This is a genomic window from Sphingomonas naphthae (assembly GCF_028607085.1).
GTDB classification, from domain to species: Bacteria; Pseudomonadota; Alphaproteobacteria; order Sphingomonadales; family Sphingomonadaceae; genus Sphingomonas_Q; species Sphingomonas_Q naphthae.
Genome location: NZ_CP117411.1, coordinates 2212221 through 2229670, shown reverse-complemented (window position 1 = coordinate 2229670; position 17450 = coordinate 2212221). Strand labels below are relative to the sequence as shown.

The following is a 17450-nucleotide window of genomic DNA, read 5'->3' as shown; positions in this document are numbered from 1 at the left end:
ATGTCCCGCGAAGAACCAATGGCTTAGCGCGCGGGTTCCGCTCCCGCATTGTCTATCGCCGGTGCGGGGCCATCAGGCAGCCGGGTTACGACCTCGGAAGGCCAGGGCATCACCAGCTCGCCGCCGGGTGCCGCCGTGTAGGTCACCTGCGTGGGGTAGGCGATGCCGATGGCCTCCTCGTTGAAGGCGCGCAGGATCGCCAGCAGCACGTGATGGCGGGCGTTGAACACCACGTCGTACACTTCCGACATCACGTCGAACTGAAGCTCGAAATCGACGCTCGAGGCGCCGAAATTGACGATCCCGCAGCGCACCAGCTTGCACTTGTCCTCCTGCTCCACGATCCGGCGAACCAGATCGGGCACCTCGGCCAGCTTGTCGGGCGGCGTCTCATAGGTCACGCCGATCGTCAGCACGTTCCGGCGCCGCGCCAGCCGCGCCATATTGTGCAATTCTTTGTTGAGCAGGTTGGTGTTGGAAATCACCACTTCCTCGCCGGTCACCGCCCGCACGCGGGTCGTCTTCAGGCCGATCGCCTCGACCGTGCCCGCCGTGCCGTCCCACTTGATCGAATCGCCGCGCCGAAACGGCTTGTCGAAGATGATCGACAGGGCCGAGAACAGATCGTCGAAGATGCCTTTGGCGGCCAGGCCGATGGCGATGCCCCCGATGCCGAGGCCCGCGATCAGGCCCGTGACGTTCACGCCCAGATTGTCGAGGATCACCACCGTGGCGATGGCGAACAGCACCACCGTGACGAGCAGGCGGATGATGCCGATCGCGCTGCCGAGCGTGGAGCCGTCATGGTCCCCGCTGCGCTGCTCGATGATGCCGATGATGAGTTCACGCGCCCACAGCGCCGCCTGCACCGCCGCCGTGATCGTCCACACCACCTCGATCGTGGAGGCGACCATCTCGGGCGGGCGGGCGTAGCCCGACACCAGCCGGGCGGCGAGCATCACCATGAAGAAGAAGCTCGTGCGTGACACCACCTTGCCCAGGATCAGCGGCCAGCCATGCGCGCCCTTGCGCACGCACAGCTTCTTGCTGAGCGATTTCAGCCCCAGCAGCGCCGCCACGATCACCGCGCCCGCGCCCGCCGCGATCGCGATCTGGAGCCAATGGTGGAGCAGCCAGTCGAGCGACTGGTCCCACAGGATCAGCACGTCGGCGGGGGATTTGAACAGCGGCTCTTCGGCGGCCTTGGCGAGGACGTCCTCGGTGGTCGATTGGGTCATGGGTCAGGCGGCCTTGGCCGTCTCCTTGGATGTCGCGCTGGCCAGTTCGTCGAGGAAGGCGATCAGCGCGCGCTCATGGGGGTTCAGATAGCGCGTAGCACGCGGCAGGCGCGCCTCGCACAGCGATGTCACGTCGCCCGTCTTGCACATTTCGATGAGGGCGGGATGAACATAGGATTTGCGGCTGATCGCGGGCGTGTTGCCCAGCGCCGCCGCCACCTCCTCCAGCATCCCCTTCAGCGAGACCTTCCCCTCGGCGCCCGCCGCCCAGATATGGTCGAAGGCGAGCACGCTGGCGCCCCAGGTGCGGAAATCCTTGGCGCTGAAATCCTCGCCGGTCGCCTCGCGGATATAGGCGTTCACGTCGGCCGATCCGACGCCGTGGCGCGCGCCGTCGTCGTCGAGATATTGGAACAGATGCTGCCCCGGCAGATCCTGGCAGCGCCGCACGATCCGCGCCAGCCGCCCGTCCTCGATCGTCAGCTTCTGCATCTTGCCGGACTTGCCGAGATATTCGAGGCGGAGCTTCGATCCGCTGACCTTGGCGTGGCGGTTGCGCAAGGTCGTCGCCCCGAAACTCTTGTTGGCCTTGGCATAGGCCTCGTTGCCCACCCGCACGCGCCCCAGATCGAGCAGCCGCACGATCGCCGCGAGCACCGTATCCCGCGCCAGCTTGCGCCCCGCCAGATCGGCCTCGACCCGCGCGCGCAGCAGGGGCAGGTGGCGCCCGAAATCGGCGCACCGCTCATATTTGGCGCTGTCCTTCGCCTCGCGAAAGGCGGGGTGGTAGCGATATTGCTTGCGCCCCTTCTCGTCGAAGCCGGTCGCCAGGATATGGCCGTGCGGCGAGGGGCAGAACCAGCAATCCTTATAGGCCGGCGGCATCGCGACCGCGTTCAGCCGGTCGATCTCCTCGCGATCCCTGATGCGCTGGCCCCTGGCATCGAAATAGGCCCAGCCATGGCCCGATTTCCTGCGGGAGATGCCGGGCAGCTGGTCGTCGACATAGACCAGCTTGGAGGGGAGCGGGTGCGGATCGTTGGCAGCGGATTTGGCGGTCATGGCCGGGGGAACGGCGCTTTCGCCACTGCGGTTCCCGTCAGACGTCTTCCGGCAGGGGATAGAGCGGCGCGGGCGCGTCGAGCGGGGGGAGAGGGGCCAGGTCATCCATCATGCTCCTAAGGACGGTTCGGCGGCGGGAAGGTTGCGGGGTTCGCGCGGAGACGCGGAGGCGCGGAGAGAAGAAGGGAGAGAGATCAGGGAGAGCAGAGGCGCGTGATGGGACGTGGCGCATCGAAGGTCGGGTAAAACCTGCCACGTCGCCCCGACGGAGGCCGGGGCCGCCAGAAATGATGCGCCACGCCGGGGGAGCCACCAAACCCCTCCCCAAACCGTCGCCCCGGCGAAGGCCGGGGCCTCAGGCGGTACGGCACCCGGCCGGGGGAGCCACCGATAGCCAACGCCGAATCCCCAGCCTCCTGCGGCCCCGGCCTCCGCCGGGGCGACGTGGCATTCTTGGTCATCGCCCATTCCCACCCATCGCCGCTCATCCGCAACGCCCGAAGAGCCACGCCCCAAAAACCCGTTCTTCTCCCCCTTTCTCTCCGCGCCTCCGCGCCTCCGCGCCTCCGCGCCTCCGCGCCTCCGCGTCTCCGCGCGAACAAAAACCTACCCCTCCACCGTCAGCGCCTCGATCTCCATCCGCTCCCCGGCATCCTCCACCCGCCGCACCAGCGCGATATCGGCCAGCACATGCCCCACCGGCGTCACGGCATCGCCCGCCACGGCCTTCGCCAGCCGCCCCGCCGCCGGCCCCGGCAGGCGGATCACCAGCCGGTGCCGTGCCCCCTCGAACGTCACGCTGGACCATCGCGTCATTTCAGCCTCCATGATTTCGGGTCGTATCCCCGCGCAGTCGGTGAGCGCGCGGAGCAAGGCGGTGCCGGCGTCGGCCATCAGCGCGCCTCCCGCCGGGCAGGGCGGGTCACGGGCGGCGCGGAGGTGATGAACGTCCGCACCTTGTCGCGGACCTTTCGGCCTGGCTCGCGCCCGTTCCTGAGATCGAACACGAATCGCGGGTCGCGCACCGCCTCCCGCCCGAAGCGGGTGTTAGGGGACAAGAGGTTCTGGAGTGATCCAAAAATGGGCGGCGGGCCGGGATTGAACGGCATTGGCCGGGATTACGCGGGATAAACGGCGGAAAACGGCCATTGTGTCGCTTGGGCCAGCGATCCGGGCGCATCGGCGCCGATGTCTAGAGTGACGCCCCGTTTAGACGTAGTTCGGACAGGACGTTCTGGAGTGGTGCTCGTGAGCCGCGCGGCCTCTTAGAAACCTCTTATCGGCTGCTTTCCGCCATTCTAGGATCGTTGCGGGGCCTCATGTCCGGCTTGGACGGCACCTTTTGCCTTACCGCGAACTGGGACCGGAGGGGGCCCAGTTCAGCAACCGGGGGCCCACTTCAAAAAAATGGCGGAAATTCAGGGTTCCGGCGGGCTTTCTCACGCATATGGGCTGGGAGGCGGGGGGACTGAACTGGGCCCCTTTTCCGAGCCTGTTCATCGCCGGGCTATTGCCTGGCGGCGAGGAAACGTGCGAAGCCCAGTTTGCACACGAGGGGTCCGCACGTTTCGACGTCGGCTTCTACGGAAGGGCCGGCCGCAAGGTCGGCTCTTTTGCGTTCAGCCGAAGATCAGTGACAGTGGTAGTCCAGCTCGGCGGCTTCGAGCGCTTCGTGCATTTCGGTATCTGCCCCGAGCTGGTTGAGCCTGCGGCTGACCGCCTTTGGATCGCCGTCGCGCGGAAATTGCCGATCTGTGGCAGCAGCCTGTGCGAGGTGACCGACCGCATCTGAGCGGCTTTTCTGAGCGAGTAACCAAGAGCCAAAGGTTGCCTTAGGCGTATCTGATTGATGCGCGATCACTATGTGTCTCCACATTATGGACGCGGTCGTCGCCGACTGCCGGCGCCGAGTCGTCCAGGTGGAGAAAGAACAGAACAGGAACAAAAAGGCAAGCTATGGGTCGATGCGCTGTTCGTCGCGACATCGGATATGGCTGAGGCTGGCCGCGCGAAAGTCACCTGAAATTCGAGCCTGGCGCGCATCGACAATCCGCACGTCTGTTTGGTCGTCGTAGGCGCCCAGCCCACGTAGTCGCAGGCAGATATATGCTGCGTAGCCCCAACGGGGGCTTCCGTCGTCGGCCACCGCGATCTGCCATTTAACGGCGCCATGCGGACGCGAAAGCACATCGAGCACAGCGGGTTCAGCCCGAAGCGCGGCTTCGGCGGCAACGAGCCGCTCGATAGATAGGCCAGGTCGCGCCTGATCTGTCGCGCGCTTCTCCACACCGGCTGGTGGAGCGGCGACATCATTGCAGCCCAACAAGACAAGGCAAGTGGCGAGGGCAATCTGTTTCATATCCGACCAATTAGCCTACCGACAATTCGAGCGACTGGCATGAACTCGCCTTCACCGGTGCCTAGCTCCCCGGCGGTCACGATTTCCTCATCGATCCTGTCGGCAACTGTCATGCCTGGAGAAGAGCGCACAGAGTAGCGCGCTACGTAGATCGCGCCGTCAATGCGAAATATACATACGTGCCCCTCAGCCAGATCGTTCACCGCCACGTCGTGGCAAAACACTGTCTCTCCCTCTGCAATCGCGCCGCCTGTGTAATCTGACAGCAGGTTCGTCAGCCAAAGTCCATTAGACCGTTGCAGGGTTCGATAGAGCCAGTCTTTGCGGAAGGCCGTGTGATCAAGGGCTGCGCCTTTTCCTTCGTCGTTAAATGCGCGCAGATCGTAACGCGGGATCGAAGACCATTCAGCATGATCCACCGCGACCAAGTTAGCGCGATCGGCCAGGTCCCGGCCAGTCATCAGCCATTCGACTGTGCGTTTAACCGCTACAGCAATTTGAACCGCATTATCCGCGCGAGATATTCCGTTCTTGATGTAACCCCCGAGTGTGCTGTCGGGTATACCTGTTTCTCGGGATAGCCACACCAAATCTCGGCCTGAAAGGGCCTCGATCAGACGCCTTCCTACCGGGTTTTCGGTACTGAGCGCTTGACGGCGCCGTCGCGGCTGCTTACCCAATGTTTCGGGCCGAACATTCGGGTTTAACATATGAACATCGCAGACATGCATCGCGAAGACGTCAAGGCGGGCTTGCGAAAGCGGTTCGGAACGATCGCTGCCTTCGAGCGCGCGCGGTCGCTCCCGCCCAAGTCGGTGAATGACGTCTTACGCGGCAGCACCAACGCCCGTGTGACAGAGGCTATCGAAAAGGCACTCACGGAACCGCTCGCTCCTACAAATCGACCCGACTTTTCGGGTTGTAGCGCGGATGCCGAGCTGTCGCACCGTATAATCGTGGGAGGGCGCTAGACATGGCGCAGAAGCTTTTGGCGGAGATTTACGCGGGTTCGCCTGAAGGAGAACAGCGCGCTCGGCTTGCCGCGCCGACGGTCGTTGGTGAAATCATTCTCGTTGAGACAAGGGATGTGCGCATCGGCCAGCGCCTGCGCGCCGTTGATCCGATGTGGGCGAGTGCTCTCGGCCAGATCATGGTTGCGGAGGGGCAGAAAACCGAGATCGAGGTCTGCCGCGTCGAGGGCGAAGCCGGCTGGCTGCTGGTCGCCGGGGCGCATCGCGTTACGGGCGCGCAGCTGGCCGGGATCGAGTATTTGCGCGCCAAAGTCGTCGAGGCCGACGCGCAAGAGCGTATCGCTCGCGAGGTAAGCGAGAACCTTTGGCGGCGCGGGCTCGATCCGATCGACCGCGCCTCATTCATTGCGGAATTGGTCGCGCTCCATAAGGAGCGCAACGGTATCGATCCAGAGAAGGACGGCCGTGCCGTCTCGATCGCGACGCGGTGGCAGAAGGCGTTGAAAGCCGAGGCGTGCGATACAAACGAAACGATTTCGTTTGTATATGGATGGTCGGAACAGATTGGCACTTCGCTTGGTCTCGGGCGTCGTTCAATTGAGCTTGATCTCCTTCTCCACCGCCGCCTCGCACCCTCCCTGATTGCTCGCCTGCGGAATTACGCCGACGATGATGGCATCGTGGTGGGGCATCCCATCCTTAAGAACGCATCCCAGCTCCGCGCCTTGGCCAAGCTGGATGAGAGGCAACAGGGGTTGGTGGTCACCCTGTTGGTCGGCGACCAGGCGAAGACGGTCAGCGGCGCGGTGTCAACGCTTCAGCAGAAGCCCCGCCAGTCGCCCGAGGACAAGGCGCTATCCGCGTTCATCGGCTCGTTCGGCCGCATGGGGCTGACCGAGAAGAAGGGCGCTCTCAGCCAGCTCATCGGCATGATGAGCGGCAGCCTGATCGATCACGCGATCGCCGAGCTAAAGAAGGGGGGCAACCTGTGACCCCCCATCACGTCGTCGCGCTCGACTATATCCGCGAGCGGATTGCTGAGATCGGCTGCGCGCCGACTCTCGATGAGATCGGCGCCCGGCTGACGATCAGCAAGACGAATGCGCATCGCATCGTCGAGCTGCTGATCGCGGACGGTAAGCTCCTGCGGCGCGGCACCGGCCGCAACCGCGATCTCGCTCTGCCTGATCTGCCAGACCTCGTGGCGATCCCGACCGCCGCGCTCCGCCGCGAACTGGCGCGCCGGGGCGTGACGCTAGAGGCGCTCCACCGCGAGCGGCCGATCGCCTCGGCTTACGCGCCGACCTGCGCCGTCCCTCGGTGCGGCGAGCCGGTCGAAAGCGGCCATCTGATGTGCCGGGACCATTGGTACAGCGTCGATCGCGATCATCGTAACGAGATCTTCCGGCTCCACGGCATCGCGAAGCGATCGCGCCTCACCGCCGACAGCAATGCCTATAGCGATGCGGTCTGGCGGGCGGCCACCCAAGCGGCCGAGCGAGGCCGCCAGTGAGCGCAGCCGACGCCTGGATCGCGCAGGGCTTCCTGATGGCGATCGCCGACATGATCCGGCGACACGATGCGGTCGAGATCGGCCGGGAAATGCTGGCCGATCGCGCCTTCAGCCGGGAAACCGTGCTGGCGGCCGGTCTTCAACCCTACGACGTGCGCGAGCTGCTGAAGGCGCTGCCTCGCCCGGTGCCGCGCTTGGAGATCGTCGCCCGTGGCTGATCTCCAAAAGCCGTTTCGCAGCTGGGTAGAGGACTATGTCTGTCCAGTCGAAGATCAGCCGATCGATCGGGAGGCGTTCCATCGCCGCTCACTCCAGCGCCGTTGCACGAAGCGGCTACTCGCGGGGGAGGTTGGCAAGGCGGGCAGCACGCGTGGCGAACGCATCCGCCACGGCTATCTCAGCGCGTGGTCGGCCAATGCTCGGGCCGAAATGGCCGAGCGGGATCATCGCACGGCGGATACGGCCGAGCAGGCCCGTCGCTATCTCCAGCGGCGCGGCTTCATCGTCTATCGCGCCAGCGTAACAGGCGGCGATGCCAGTCGCTGGATCATCGACGGCCGGCCGGCTTCGATCGACGACGATGCGCTGATTTCGCTCGCGATCGCCAAGGGGTTCGTCGGGTGAGCGGCTTCGACGATCCGTTCGAGCGTGTGCGCGAGATCGCCGCCACGGTTCGCAAGTGCCTCGCGCTGGCGAAGCGGAGCGAGTTCGAGGGTGAGGCGCGCGCCGCGACCGGTCGCGCCTGGGCGCTCATTTCCGCGCACGATCTCGACCCCAGCGACTTCGATCTGCCGCCGGACTGCGCGCCGTTCGAGGACGATATCTCCGACCATCAAGCCTGTTTCGACGCGGCCGAGGACGCGGCAGCCTACCTCTCGGCCAACGGCACGCCCTGCTATCGCAAGACCGCGAGATATGAGGTGCCGCGCGCCTGGATCGTGCCGACACGCCTCCATCCCGTCGTCACGGACAGCATGATCGTCGATGCCGCGATCGCAGCGGGCTGGGATGAAACCAAGGCGCGTAAGCGGCGGCTGGTGAACGGCCACCGCGTATGAGCAAGAAGCGGCACGCCACCGCAGGCCAGATGGACCTGTTCGCCACCCCGGCGCCGGTGACCGGCCCGGCGGCATGGGCTGGCATCGAAGAGTGGGTGGCAGCCGCCGTCGGCGAGGTGCTGAAGCATGATGCGCGCTCCCGCGAAGAAATAGCGGGCGCGATGACGGCGGCGATCGGGACCGATCCCGATCGCGCCGTCTCGCGTTGGATATTGGACGCTTACGCCTCGCCCGCGCGCGACGGTCATAACATCAGTCTCGGCCGGGCCTTCGTGCTGGCGGCGGTGACCGGCGACCGGTCGATGATCGAGTCGCTGGTCGAGCGCCTCGGTGGCCGCATCCTTTGGGACAAGGAAATCCTGGTCGCGCAGCTCGGCCAGCTGAAGGCGCGCGAGGCCGCGATCAAAGAGGAAATCCGGCGGCTGAACCAGTCGGTTCGACCGATCCATCGTGGGGGCAATGTGGCGTGATCGGGTCGGGGGGGAAGCAATGGTTTTCGGCGGCCGAGCTGGCGGACATGGCGCTGCCCGGCCTCCCGCGCGTTAAGCGCAAGGTCAACGAGCGCGCCGAGGCGGAACGCTGGGCGCTGAAGGTCGATAGCGACGGCAAGGCGCTCGCCCGCCCGCGCGGCGGCCGGGGCGGCGGGCTCGAATATCACCTCTCGCTGCTGCCCCCGGCCACGCGGATGGAGCTGGCCGCGCGCGGCCTGTCCGGTGAGGCGACCGTCACCGCCGATCTGACCGATCGCCCGGCGAGCCGCTGGCCCTGGTACGAGGCACAGACGGACAAGACGCGAGCGGAGGCCAAGCGGCGCCTGACGGTCGTCAGCGCGATCGGCGCGTTCGAGCGCGGTGGGCTCAGCCGGTCGGCCGCCGTCACAGCCGCCGCCGCCGCGCACGGTGTCAGCGGCTCCACGCTGTGGAGCTGGCTCCAGCTGATCGACGGCATCGATCCCAATGATTGGCTCCCGCACCTCGCGCCGTGCCGCAAGGGCGGCGGTGCCGTGGCCGAGATCGAGGATGTCGCCTGGCAGGTGCTGCTGTCCGATTATCTGCGTCCCGAAGCGCCGACGTTCGCATCCTGCTATTGGCGGCTGAAGCGCGACTATGCCGATCCGCGCGGCATGAAGCTGCCGTGCGAGCGCACGCTGTTCCGCAAGATCGAGCGGCTCGATCAGCGCCTAGTTATCGCGCGGCGCGCGGGTGGCGACGCGCTTCGCGCCACGCTGCCGCCGCAAGTTCGCAGCGTCGCCATGCTCCACGCGATGGAGCTGGTGAACATCGACGGTCACCGCTGGGACGTGTTCGTTCGCTTCCCCGACGGGGAGGTTCGCCGCCCGGTGATGATCGCGATCCAGGACGTGATGAGCCGGCGGTTCCTCTCATGGCGTATCGGCTTCAGCGAAGACGCGGTGATGACCAGGCTCGTGTTCGCCGACCTTTTCAAGACGTGGGGCATCCCCAAGGGTTGCCTGCTCGACAACGGCCGGGCGTTCGCCAGCAAGTGGATCACCGGTGGCGCGAAGACGCGGTTCCGCTTCCGCATCCGTGAGGAAGAGCCGCTCGGCATCCTCACCCAGCTGGGCATCCAGACGCATTGGGCGCTGCCGTTTCGCGGTTCCTCCAAGCCGATCGAGCGCGGCTTCCGCGATTTCTGCGATGCGATCGCCAAGCATCCGGCGTTCGCAGGCGCCTACACCGGCAATAAACCCGACGCGAAGCCGGAGAATTACGGCGATCGCGCTGTCGCCTATGACGATTTCATTCGCGTCGTCACAGCTTCGATTGGCGCGCACAATGAAAAGCCGGGTCGCCGAACTGAAATGGCGCAAGGCAAGTTCAGCTTCGACGATGTATTCCGGGCATCTTATGCCGCCGCACCGATCGGCAAGGCCACCCCCGAGCAGCTTCGCCTGGCGCTGCTCACCGCCGAGGATCGTCCGACCGATCGGAAGTCCGGCGCGATCGACCTGGCTGGCAACCGCTATTGGGCGCCCGAGCTGGCACAGATCGCCGGCACGAAGGTCACCGTCCGTTTCGATCCGGACGATCTGACCCAACCGCTCCATGTCTACAGCCGCGATGGCCGTTACCTCGTGTCGGCCGAGCTGCTGGAGGCGACCGGCTTCCTCGACATGGCCGCCGCCAAGACGCGCGCCCGGCAGGAATCAGATCTGCGCAAGGCGGTTCGCCGCGCGGCCGAACTGGAACAGCTGCTCGATGCCGAGCAGCTGGCGGCGCTGCTGCCCGTCCAGGTCGATGAAATGCCGGTGACCGAGCCGAGCATCATCCGCCCCGTTCGCCGTCGTGGCCAGACCGCCGCCGCGCTCAAGCCGGCGCTCGACGCCGCGCCCGCTCTCACCACGCATATCGACACCTTCGCGGCCGGCATCAGCCGCCTGCGGCTTGTCGACTGATCAGGAAGGACTTTCGGCATGGCCACGCTCCCCGTCGACATCAACACCGAGGAAGCCCGTCAGTGGCTTCTGGAGCATCGTAAGCAGACCGGCAAAAGCTGGGCCGAGCTTGGCATTCTCGTCGATGTACCTTCGGGCACGCTGTCGCCATGGGGTAGCGGCTCCTACGCAGCGCCAGGCTACAAGATCGCCGAGAAGGTCGAGCGGTACCGGCAGAAGATCGACCAGATCGCCCGGATCGCCGCGCCGACGATACCGACCTGGTACGATACGCCGACCGCCGCGAAGCTCGACAACCTCTTCGCCTGGGCGCAGCGCGGTCGCATCGTCGTGATCGTCGGCTCGCCGGGGATCAGCAAGACGAAATCGGCCGAGCATTATCGCGATCATGGCAGCAATGTCTGGCTGGTGACCGTCAGCCATGCGTCGGCGAGCGCCAGCACGATCGCCTCGAATGTCGCCTATGTCGTCAACAGCCGCATGAAGAAGGGTTCAGCCCTCGGCGTCGGCATGGCGATCAAGCAGCGGATCATGGGCACCGGCGGGCTGCTGATCTTCGACGAAGCGCACAAGCTCCAGGAGCGGGCGATCGACGAAATCCGGAGCTGGCATGACGAAACCGGCATTGGCGTTGTCCTGATGGGCAACGAAGAGGTGGTCGGCCGGCTGGAGGACGGCAGCAAGCTGGCGCTGGCGCAGATCAAGAGCCGCGTCTCCTACGTCCATGTCCAGCGCGAGCCGCTCGACGACGATCTGCGCGCGCTGCTGGACGCCTGGGGCATCACGGACGAAGCCATGCGCGCGTTCATCGTGACGATTGGCCGCAAGCGCGGGGAAGGCGCCCTGCGCGCCTGTACCCATGTGCTGGAGATCGCGTCGATGACCGCGTTCGGCGCGCAGCAACAGCTCACCCTGGACCACCTGAAGCAAGCCCAGGCGCTTCGCCTTCAGACGATCGGGCGGCGCTGAGATGGCGACCGTCCGCCTCGTGATCGACGTGCTTGCCGAGGGCGTTCGACGGCGCCCAACCGAAGGCATCGGCATGTTGGTCGGCCTGCCCATCATCATCCTCTCGCTGATGGGCTGGATCGCCGTTTTTATGGCGATGGAGCCATGAAGCGTGCGCGCAACGTGGCCGATCGGGTCGAGGCGCTCGAAGCCCGCATCGCGATCCTGGAGGCCGAGCAGGATACGGACTGGGAAAACGCGTCGGGCGCCGCGATCGTCGCCTTTGCCGCCGTCGCGACCGGCCTGCGGGTGACCGATATCGTCGCGCCTTCGACCGACCATCGTCGCCAGCCGGCGATCGTGCGTAGCGCGGTGGCGTGGGTCGTTCGCAAGGCGCTCGGTTATAGCTATGCGCGGATCGGTCGCCTCCTGAAGCGCGACCACACCACCATCGTTTACATGATGGCCAGCGCTGAAAAACGCCGGGCGGCTGATCCGGATTACCGGCAGCTTACCGACCGGATGCTGACCCGTTTTATCCAACATCTCGACGTCTGCCGCTGCGCCGACTGCACCTCCAGCGGCGTCCGCTTCCCTACCGACCCGCAACAGCTCCGGATGCCCCTGCAATGAGCGCCGCTGTCTCTCGCCCCGCCCAGTTCGCCGCCAACCCCCGCCGCCGCGCTCTCATCGCCAAGGTGCATGTGGCGAAGAAGGAGCTGGGGCTGACCGATGACGATTACATGGCGGTGCTGATGGACGTCGCCGGCGTCTCCAGCGCGGCCGATTGCAGCGACGGCCAGCTGGTCGATGTCGTCGAGCGTTTCAAGTCGCGCGGCTTCACGGCCAAGGCGGCGGCGTCGGCGCCTCGCCCCCAGCGTGGCGGCCGGCCAGCCGCCGATCATAAGGTGGCGGGTAAAGCGCGGGCGATGTGGATCTCGCTCCATCAACTCGGCGCCGTCCGCAATCCTTCCGAACAGGCGCTGGAGGCGTTTGCGTGCCGCCAGCTTGGCTGCGAGCGGATGCAGTGGGCCGATCAGCGTCTCGGCTATCGCCTGATCGAGGCGCTGAAGGCGATGGCCGAGCGCGAGGGGTGGTCGCAGGAACTGTCCGCCGTCGCCCCCGATCGCGCCGTCCGCACGTTGCGCCTGCGCCTGGTCGCGGCGATCCTCGCCAAGCTCAAGTCCGCCAAGATCGCGCCGCGTGACTGGTCGGTCGAGCAGGCGGCCTGGTCGCTGCTCGGGATGCGGTTCGATACCGGCCACATCTTCGCGTCCGATGGCGATCTCGGCGTGCTGGCGGCCGGTCTCGGCGAAAAGCTGCGCGCGGCGCGAGGCGTATAGGCCATGGCGCACGACGCGCAGATTTCGCCATCCTACCAGCTGCTGGTCGATGCGGTCGGCGAGACGGCGGCGAATGCGATCGTGCGCAAATTCGGCGGGCGCTATCTCTATATCCCGAAGCGGCTCAGCCCCCATGACCCGCTAGTCAAGACGGTCGGGCTGGACGATGCGATGCGCCTGGTCGAGGCAATGCCGGCGACCCGCCTGCACATCCCCAAGCGCGGCCGGGAGCGCGAAGTGGTGCGCGAGCTGGCGGCCACCGGGCGCTTGACCCGTACCAGCATTGCCGAGCAGACAGGCTATAGCGAACGGCAGGTCTATCGCATCCTCGGCGAAGACGATCCCGAGAGCGGACAAATAGACCTTTTCGAGTAACCGACCGCTTTCCATGACAACGTCATGACGACCGGCCGGGCATAGGCCGCCATCACCCTGACATCGCTTCAGGGATGCGCCACATGATTTCACCGGACGGTTTCTTCGCGGCCTATATCCGCCGCTGGGAGGGCAGCGAGCGGCGCGGTTATCTCTCGCTCGATCCGAACGACAATGGCAATTGGTACCTGCCCGGCGCCAAGGCGCAGAAGAAGGGCCAGGGCGCGCTGGTCGGCTCCAATTTCGGTGTCACCGCCGCCACTCTTGCCACCTATCTCGGCCGAACCAACATCAGCGCCGCCGACATCAAGGCTATCGATCTGGCCAAGGCGGTCGCGATCGCGCGCAAGCTGTTCTACGTCGGCCCCGGTCTTGACCGCCTTGTCTGGAACCGGGCGACCGCCTCGATCGTGGATTTCGGCTGGGGTGCCGGTCCCGTCGCCTCGATCAAGCTGCTGCAAGATCTGCTCGACGTAGGCCAGGATGGCGTGATCGGCGTCAACGGCGCGACGGCGAGGGCCTTCGCCGCTCGGGCGGCTCGCAGCGAAGAGGCAATGGCGGGCGCCTGGTGGGCGATGCGCGAGGAATATTACGAGAATCTCGTGGCACGGCGGCCCAGCGACGGGATCTATCTGGCCGGGTGGGATAATCGCTCAGACTGGTTCATGCCCGGCCACCCCGAGAATTGGTGGGGCAAGTCGGCGTGATCGAATTGGAGACCCGCCGGCTCGACCAGCTCGCGCGCCGCAACACGCTCAATCCGACCGATCTGATCGCCGTCCAGGCGCCGGGCGGCGAGATGCAGGCGATGGACTTCCAGCGCCTGCTGTCCACTGTGGGGCCGGCGGCGATCGCCGCGCTCGGCTCATCCGATCTTCCTTTGTCGGCGGCGGATGGCGCCTTGGCGCTGGTCTACGGCGATGCCGCGATCGGGCGGAACGGCTATTATCTGAAGCAGGGCGCGCCCGGCGGCGGCTCCTGGGTGCGCTCCTACCTGTTCGTCGGCGACAAGGGCGATCCTGGCGGCAATGCGATGGCCGTGGGGCCGTTCAACAATGTCTCGGGGCTCCTGGTCCCCAACGGCACCGATCTCATCCTGTGTTCGGGCTACGGCAGCTATGGCGACGGCTCTTATCCGCTGCTGCGCTACGACGGCGGCCTGAACGCCGCTTATGTCGCAGCCAACCCCTATTCGTCGGTGCTTACGTCGAATGGCCGGGTGTTCCGTCTCGCCCATGACGGCGGCGAGGTGAATAGCCGTCATTTTGGCGCGTTGGGCGGCGCCACCACGGATGCGTTGTCCCCGACGACTTACGGCAACCTGCCGGACGACTGGGCGCGCCTTCAGGCCGCTATCGACTATTCGATCGCGAACGGCCTGAAGCTCTATACCCCGAAGGGCGGCTACAAAGTCTCCAAGCCTCTGTTCATCGCCAAGCGTTCTAGCGGCGGTGCGTGGGACTTCGTGACGCTGAAATGGCGCGGTGACGGTGGCAACATCGGCTATAACCGCGCTTCCACGGTCATCACCTCTACGTTCGGCGATCTGTTTGTTGTCGGCCTTCAGGGCGGTCGCGGCTGCACGATCGAGAGCATCCAGATCGTGGGGCGGAACACCTACGGCTATCCGGCTCAGATCGAACAGATCTTGAACCCAGCGTTCTTCCTCAACAACGGCGTGCGCGACAGCCGCTATTCGCCCCACACTGGCATCGCGGTCGATCCGTTTGGCGGGAACACCGTGCCGAGCGACGGGGGCTGGCCGGGCTATGCGGCCTATTACTCCAACACGCCGCCAGCGTCGGCCGGCTTGGTCTTCCGCGAAGTGTCGGTGGTCAACACCGTCTGCGCCTTCCTAACCGACGCGGTCGGCCAGTCCAACGGTTCGTCCGAATTTCACTGGTACGATTGCTTCCTGCAATTCAACCGGATCGGCGTGGCGACGACGCAAACACAGGCGCGCAGCTATTTCTGGCACGGCGGTACGGTGTTCGGTTCCGAGTTCGCTTTCTCGGGTCTCCACTACGGCGCCCGCAATGGTCCGGTGCCGCATATCTTCGGCCTCAACATCGGCTTCATCAAATACATCTTCGCGGCTTACGGGTCGCACGCCGAACCGGCCGCGAAGGTGTACGACATGCACGCCGAGAGTTTCGCGAGCCTCGGCTTTATCGGCGGCAGCTACGCGGCGGCGCTCTACGGCGCTTCCTTCTTCAACTGTCACCTGAACATGGCGACCGGCTCGAAATTCGCCGATGTCTTCATGTACGCCAATGTGCCGGTCAAATTCGATTCCTGCTCGTTCGAGACGGGCACTATGGTCCCGCACAAGCTGTTCACGCCGGCCGGCAAGAACGTCACGTTCGAGAATTGCTCGATCGGCGGTAGCGGCCTGAACGCGGCCAATTCACCCTATGGTGGCGAGGTGCAGCTCGGGCCGACGCCAGCGCGATCGGGCCTGTTCCGCTTCATATCGTCGATGATCATCAACGATGGCGTGCTGGGCAACGGCAACGGCAACAACAATATCGACCAGATCCAGATGGCCGGCGGGCCGAACCTGCACGATCGATCCTATGCGTGCAGCGGCCAGAAGCTCGTGTTCATGAACGAGCCGCTCAACGAATATCGCATTGGCGTGGGGGTCGCCTCGATTTCCCTCGGCTCGACGGCCGTAACGGCGAACGGCGATGGCACCGCCACCTTCCTCGCGCCCGACCCCTCGATCTTCAGGATCGGCGATACGGTCAGCACCGAGGAGCTGCCGATCGAGGACTGGTTTGGCAACGTCACCCGCCAACCCTACTATGCCGATGTCCTGGGCCGCGTCACCGCAATCAGCGGATCGGCGGTCACCGTCACCGGCGTCGGTACCAGCTTCTATTCGGCGAATTATACGCTGAGCCTGACGTGGTGGATGCGCTTCCATTACCCCAACACTGGCGTCACCACCGCCGGGAGCGCGGATATCACAGGCGTGAGTTATGCGCCGAGCTGGCGCAAGGGCGACCATATTCGCGGGGCCGGCATCCCGGTCGGCGCGCGCGTGGAGAATGTGAGCGGCACGACCGTCACGATCGACCGCGCTGCCACCGCCAGCGCATCGGGCGTCCGCCTGTACGACGCGGACGTCCAGAAGCTGCCGTCAACCTCCTTCGTGGTGCCGACATGAGCCGCGCGTTGTTCTTGGCCCTCGCGCTGGTCAGCTGCGCCCCGGCCCCGTCGCCGATGCGCGACGGCGGTCCCGCCGATCCGCCCACCGGCTGGGTCGATCTGTGTCGCCGACATCCGGAGTGGCCGCGATGCACGCGCTGACAGCGGCGCAGCGGCGCGAACTGGCGGCGGTCAATCTGCGCGTGAACCATGCGTCGCGCCAGCTATCCGATCTCGCCACGTTTGGTGTCGTCGAGCATTGGGAGCCGGCACGGCCGGGCACCGGGGCGGATTGCGAGGATATGGCGCTCGCAAAACAGGCGGAGCTGGTTCGCCTGGGCTGGCCGGTCGGCGACGTCCGGTTGGCGGTGTGCTGGACCGAGACGGCCGAGCGCCATTGCGTCGTGACGGTCGAAAGTGGCGGCAACACGATCGTGCTGGATAATCGCCGGGACCGCATCGTCGATTGGGCGATGCTGAAACGTCTCGGTTATCGCGGCGATCGGCGGGAGAGCGCCGCGAGCCCCACCGGATGGGCGCTGTTCGTATGATCCGGTTCATGGTCCGTCAGGCGATCGCCGGGCCGGTGTTCGGCGCGGGCTTGGCCAGCGTGGCCTCGGCGATGCAGCCCGGCCCGATGCCGTCGTTCGGCCCCTCGATCATCATTGTCGCCGGCTGGCAGGTGCCGGTGCTGTCGGCCCTGTTCGGCGTTTTGGGCGTGTTCCTCGCCCGACGCGTGGCGCCTGCCTCTGAAGCCGGCGCCAAGCTCGGCCGATCCGGCAATGCCGCGCTCACCATCCTCCTGGCGCTGGGCGTGCTGGGGTTGGTGATAGCCGGGGAGAAGCGGCCGATCATTGCGCTCGGGTGGAGCGTGGGCCTTGGATATTCGGGCCTCGCCTTCGTGGCGATGGTCGCAAAGTCGGTGATGACGCTCGCCAGGGTCGCGCTCGATGCGTGGGCGGCAGCCTGGTCGAAGAAGGGGAGCGACGATGTCGTTTAATTTAATCGAGATCG

Annotated in this window: 23 protein-coding genes; 17 read left to right on the top strand and 6 right to left on the bottom strand. The window is 65.7% G+C overall.

Annotated elements, in window-relative coordinates; all coding sequences use genetic code 11:
* Nucleotides 1–23: 23 nt before the first annotated feature.
* From PQ455_RS10580 to PQ455_RS10550, 6 genes are all read right to left on the bottom strand, one after another.
* Nucleotides 24–1238: a mechanosensitive ion channel family protein gene (locus PQ455_RS10580; RefSeq protein ID WP_273686042.1), complete on the bottom strand. Its 1215-nt coding sequence runs from the start codon at nt 1236–1238 to the stop codon at nt 24–26.
* Between the two features lie 3 nt (nt 1239–1241).
* Nucleotides 1242–2300 (bottom strand): DNA topoisomerase IB, encoded by a 1059-nt coding sequence (locus PQ455_RS10575; protein WP_273686041.1) that lies wholly within the window; start codon nt 2298–2300, stop codon nt 1242–1244.
* 606 nt (nt 2301–2906) lie between these two features.
* Nucleotides 2907–3194: a hypothetical protein gene (locus PQ455_RS10570; RefSeq protein ID WP_273686040.1), complete on the bottom strand. Its 288-nt coding sequence runs from the start codon at nt 3192–3194 to the stop codon at nt 2907–2909.
* A 736-nt stretch (nt 3195–3930) separates the two neighbouring features.
* Nucleotides 3931–4176 carry a YozE family protein gene (locus PQ455_RS10560; protein WP_273691346.1) on the bottom strand — a complete coding sequence of 82 codons (246 nt, stop codon included), beginning with the start codon at nt 4174–4176 and terminating at the stop codon, nt 3931–3933.
* Nucleotides 4177–4254: 78 nt separating this feature from the next.
* Entirely contained in the window at nt 4255–4659 is a 405-nt protein-coding gene (locus PQ455_RS10555) for a hypothetical protein (RefSeq protein ID WP_273686038.1), read from the bottom strand.
* Complete coding sequence (locus tag PQ455_RS10550; protein ID WP_273686037.1) at nt 4656–5120, bottom strand: hypothetical protein; 465 nt, start codon at nt 5118–5120, stop codon at nt 4656–4658. Before PQ455_RS10550 ends, PQ455_RS10555 begins: the two co-directional genes overlap by 4 nt.
* 249 nt (nt 5121–5369) lie before the next feature.
* Here PQ455_RS10550 and PQ455_RS10545 point away from each other — a divergent pair, with 249 nt between their 5' ends.
* The 17 genes from PQ455_RS10545 (at nt 5370) to PQ455_RS10465 (ending at nt 17436) form a co-directional block, all read left to right on the top strand.
* The gene (locus PQ455_RS10545; protein WP_337958512.1) at nt 5370–5630 is read left to right on the top strand and encodes a helix-turn-helix domain-containing protein; all 261 of its coding nucleotides are present in this window, start codon (nt 5370–5372) and stop codon (nt 5628–5630) included.
* A 2-nt stretch (nt 5631–5632) separates the two neighbouring features.
* Nucleotides 5633–6622, top strand: coding sequence for a ParB N-terminal domain-containing protein (locus PQ455_RS10540; RefSeq protein ID WP_273686036.1), 990 nt, complete (start codon nt 5633–5635; stop codon nt 6620–6622).
* Nucleotides 6619–7143 carry a LexA family protein gene (locus PQ455_RS10535; protein WP_273686035.1) on the top strand — a complete coding sequence of 175 codons (525 nt, stop codon included), beginning with the start codon at nt 6619–6621 and terminating at the stop codon, nt 7141–7143. Before PQ455_RS10540 ends, PQ455_RS10535 begins: the two co-directional genes overlap by 4 nt.
* Nucleotides 7140–7361: a hypothetical protein gene (locus PQ455_RS10530; protein ID WP_273686034.1), complete on the top strand. Its 222-nt coding sequence runs from the start codon at nt 7140–7142 to the stop codon at nt 7359–7361. Before PQ455_RS10535 ends, PQ455_RS10530 begins: the two co-directional genes overlap by 4 nt.
* Nucleotides 7354–7767, top strand: a complete 414-nt coding sequence (locus tag PQ455_RS10525) for a hypothetical protein (RefSeq protein ID WP_273686033.1) — start codon at nt 7354–7356, stop codon at nt 7765–7767. The genes PQ455_RS10530 and PQ455_RS10525 overlap by 8 nt, the downstream gene beginning before the upstream one ends.
* Nucleotides 7764–8201, top strand: coding sequence for a DUF2786 domain-containing protein (locus PQ455_RS10520; protein WP_273686032.1), 438 nt, complete (start codon nt 7764–7766; stop codon nt 8199–8201). Before PQ455_RS10525 ends, PQ455_RS10520 begins: the two co-directional genes overlap by 4 nt.
* Nucleotides 8198–8671: a hypothetical protein gene (locus tag PQ455_RS10515; protein WP_273686031.1), complete on the top strand. Its 474-nt coding sequence runs from the start codon at nt 8198–8200 to the stop codon at nt 8669–8671. The genes PQ455_RS10520 and PQ455_RS10515 overlap by 4 nt, the downstream gene beginning before the upstream one ends.
* Nucleotides 8668–10617 carry a transposase domain-containing protein gene (locus PQ455_RS10510; RefSeq protein ID WP_273686030.1) on the top strand — a complete coding sequence of 650 codons (1950 nt, stop codon included), beginning with the start codon at nt 8668–8670 and terminating at the stop codon, nt 10615–10617. Before PQ455_RS10515 ends, PQ455_RS10510 begins: the two co-directional genes overlap by 4 nt.
* Nucleotides 10618–10635: 18 nt before the next feature.
* Nucleotides 10636–11586 carry an AAA family ATPase gene (locus PQ455_RS10505; RefSeq protein ID WP_273686029.1) on the top strand — a complete coding sequence of 317 codons (951 nt, stop codon included), beginning with the start codon at nt 10636–10638 and terminating at the stop codon, nt 11584–11586.
* A 1-nt stretch (nt 11587) separates the two neighbouring features.
* The gene (locus PQ455_RS10500; RefSeq protein ID WP_273686028.1) at nt 11588–11734 is read left to right on the top strand and encodes a hypothetical protein; all 147 of its coding nucleotides are present in this window, start codon (nt 11588–11590) and stop codon (nt 11732–11734) included.
* Nucleotides 11731–12198, top strand: a complete 468-nt coding sequence (locus PQ455_RS10495; protein ID WP_273686027.1) for a hypothetical protein — start codon at nt 11731–11733, stop codon at nt 12196–12198. Before PQ455_RS10500 ends, PQ455_RS10495 begins: the two co-directional genes overlap by 4 nt.
* A complete protein-coding gene (locus PQ455_RS10490; protein ID WP_273686026.1) occupies nt 12195–12908 on the top strand; it encodes a regulatory protein GemA in 714 nt (237 codons plus the stop codon). Before PQ455_RS10495 ends, PQ455_RS10490 begins: the two co-directional genes overlap by 4 nt.
* Nucleotides 12909–12911: 3 nt before the next feature.
* A complete protein-coding gene (locus tag PQ455_RS10485; protein ID WP_273686025.1) occupies nt 12912–13283 on the top strand; it encodes a hypothetical protein in 372 nt (123 codons plus the stop codon).
* An 83-nt stretch (nt 13284–13366) separates the two neighbouring features.
* On the top strand, nt 13367–13990 hold the full coding sequence (locus tag PQ455_RS10480) for a putative peptidoglycan-binding domain-containing protein (protein ID WP_273686024.1): 624 nt from the start codon (nt 13367–13369) through the stop codon (nt 13988–13990).
* Nucleotides 13987–16455 (top strand): hypothetical protein, encoded by a 2469-nt coding sequence (locus PQ455_RS10475; RefSeq protein WP_273686023.1) that lies wholly within the window; start codon nt 13987–13989, stop codon nt 16453–16455. The genes PQ455_RS10480 and PQ455_RS10475 overlap by 4 nt, the downstream gene beginning before the upstream one ends.
* 130 nt (nt 16456–16585) lie before the next feature.
* Complete coding sequence (locus PQ455_RS10470) at nt 16586–16987, top strand: transglutaminase-like cysteine peptidase (RefSeq protein ID WP_273686022.1); 402 nt, start codon at nt 16586–16588, stop codon at nt 16985–16987.
* An 8-nt stretch (nt 16988–16995) separates the two neighbouring features.
* Complete coding sequence (locus tag PQ455_RS10465; RefSeq protein ID WP_273686021.1) at nt 16996–17436, top strand: hypothetical protein; 441 nt, start codon at nt 16996–16998, stop codon at nt 17434–17436.
* Nucleotides 17437–17450 lie beyond the last annotated feature (14 nt).

Bases quoted from the DNA above. Each gene is read 5' to 3' on its own strand.
- PQ455_RS10580 (WP_273686042.1), bottom strand. From the start codon at position 1,238: ATGACCCAATCGACCACCGAGGACGTCCTCGCCAAGGCCGCCGAAGAG.
- PQ455_RS10575 (WP_273686041.1), bottom strand. From the start codon at position 2,300: ATGACCGCCAAATCCGCTGCCAACGATCCGCACCCGCTCCCCTCCAAG.
- PQ455_RS10570 (WP_273686040.1), bottom strand. From the start codon at position 3,194: ATGGCCGACGCCGGCACCGCCTTGCTCCGCGCGCTCACCGACTGCGCG.
- PQ455_RS10560 (WP_273691346.1), bottom strand. From the start codon at position 4,176: ATGTGGAGACACATAGTGATCGCGCATCAATCAGATACGCCTAAGGCA.
- PQ455_RS10555 (WP_273686038.1), bottom strand. From the start codon at position 4,659: ATGAAACAGATTGCCCTCGCCACTTGCCTTGTCTTGTTGGGCTGCAAT.
- PQ455_RS10550 (WP_273686037.1), bottom strand. From the start codon at position 5,120: ATGACTGGCCGGGACCTGGCCGATCGCGCTAACTTGGTCGCGGTGGAT.
- PQ455_RS10545 (WP_337958512.1), top strand. From the start codon at position 5,370: ATGAACATCGCAGACATGCATCGCGAAGACGTCAAGGCGGGCTTGCGA.
- PQ455_RS10540 (WP_273686036.1), top strand. From the start codon at position 5,633: ATGGCGCAGAAGCTTTTGGCGGAGATTTACGCGGGTTCGCCTGAAGGA.
- PQ455_RS10515 (WP_273686031.1), top strand. From the start codon at position 8,198: ATGAGCAAGAAGCGGCACGCCACCGCAGGCCAGATGGACCTGTTCGCC.
- PQ455_RS10505 (WP_273686029.1), top strand. From the start codon at position 10,636: ATGGCCACGCTCCCCGTCGACATCAACACCGAGGAAGCCCGTCAGTGG.
- PQ455_RS10500 (WP_273686028.1), top strand. From the start codon at position 11,588: ATGGCGACCGTCCGCCTCGTGATCGACGTGCTTGCCGAGGGCGTTCGA.
- PQ455_RS10495 (WP_273686027.1), top strand. From the start codon at position 11,731: ATGAAGCGTGCGCGCAACGTGGCCGATCGGGTCGAGGCGCTCGAAGCC.
- PQ455_RS10490 (WP_273686026.1), top strand. From the start codon at position 12,195: ATGAGCGCCGCTGTCTCTCGCCCCGCCCAGTTCGCCGCCAACCCCCGC.
- PQ455_RS10485 (WP_273686025.1), top strand. From the start codon at position 12,912: ATGGCGCACGACGCGCAGATTTCGCCATCCTACCAGCTGCTGGTCGAT.
- PQ455_RS10480 (WP_273686024.1), top strand. From the start codon at position 13,367: ATGATTTCACCGGACGGTTTCTTCGCGGCCTATATCCGCCGCTGGGAG.
- PQ455_RS10470 (WP_273686022.1), top strand. From the start codon at position 16,586: ATGCACGCGCTGACAGCGGCGCAGCGGCGCGAACTGGCGGCGGTCAAT.
- PQ455_RS10465 (WP_273686021.1), top strand. From the start codon at position 16,996: ATGGTCCGTCAGGCGATCGCCGGGCCGGTGTTCGGCGCGGGCTTGGCC.